Annotated in this window: 1 pseudogene; it reads right to left on the reverse strand. The window is 35.9% G+C overall.

Annotated features, from left to right (window positions below):
* Positions 1-1,038 (reverse strand): annotated as a pseudogene (locus QUB08_RS32040) (IS1634 family transposase); the annotation flags it as partial.

Consider the following 1,038-nt stretch of genomic DNA (forward strand, 5'->3'; position numbering starts at 1 on the left):
TCATGGCAATTGCTTCTACTCTCTCGGGTTTTTTCACGAAGACGCTTGATGTGAAAAATAATGGGTCTTTTAAAAATATAAATCCTCTTTCGTTACTTTGTTGGTATTTGTATTCTTCTAATATTTGCTGGTTGGTTATTTCGTTTTTATCTAAGATTTTGTGGCCAGTATAAATCTCCCTGCTTTGATTTTTTCGGCGGATATTATTTCGGGTCTGGTTTCTATTTTACCGATTATTTTATAGGCTGTTGTGTCTATATTACTAGCTTTTTTGGTGGGTGTTTTTGATTTTTTATGGTTTTTTTCTTGACATTTAATTTCGGTAATTTGGTGATATTTCCATGTGTCTGATAGATTTTTGATGGCGGTTTCTGCGTCGGCAACACAGGCAAAGTTTTGCCTATAAAGCTTGCGTAGTGCGGCTTGGGCGCTTGATTGTTGTTTGTTTACTTGTTTGTCTATTTGTTTGATGCTTGCTTGTTTTCTTAGTTCACTTTCTATGACTAACCATCTTTGTTGGATGTTTCCATATTCGCTCGCTCTTTCGGCTATCTTATATCCTTTTTTTGAGCTTGATTGCCATTCGCTTTCTTGGATGTCTACGATTTTATCTTGGGCTAATTTTATGCTTAATGGGACTCTTGTGATCCATTTGATTCCTGTCATTGCTGATAGATTTTTCCTGGTGTATAAGGCGCTGTCTGCTACGCAGATTCCTTCAAAAATCCACTGCTTTTTAAATCCTTTTAGTCTTGATACGAATACACTTTTGTCGTCGATGTTTCCTGAATCTATTTTTAGATATAGTGGTATGTCTCCATCTCCTGTTACGATCATGTCTATGATAAATTGTTTCAGGTCTGGTCGATGGTAAGAGTGAATATCCGTGAACTATTTCTATTGGTTTCATTTCTGATCTTTCTGGTCCGGGTTCTTTTTCTGTTTGGTCGCTGTTTTCAACTTGGGTTTTATATTCTCCTTGTACATACATTGAACTTCCATCTAAATGGATGCTGTTCATTTTTACTTGGAATTTAT

Origin of the sequence: Microcoleus sp. BR0-C5 (assembly GCF_036705045.1) — a bacterium.
GTDB lineage: Bacteria > Cyanobacteriota > Cyanobacteriia > Cyanobacteriales > Microcoleaceae > Microcoleus.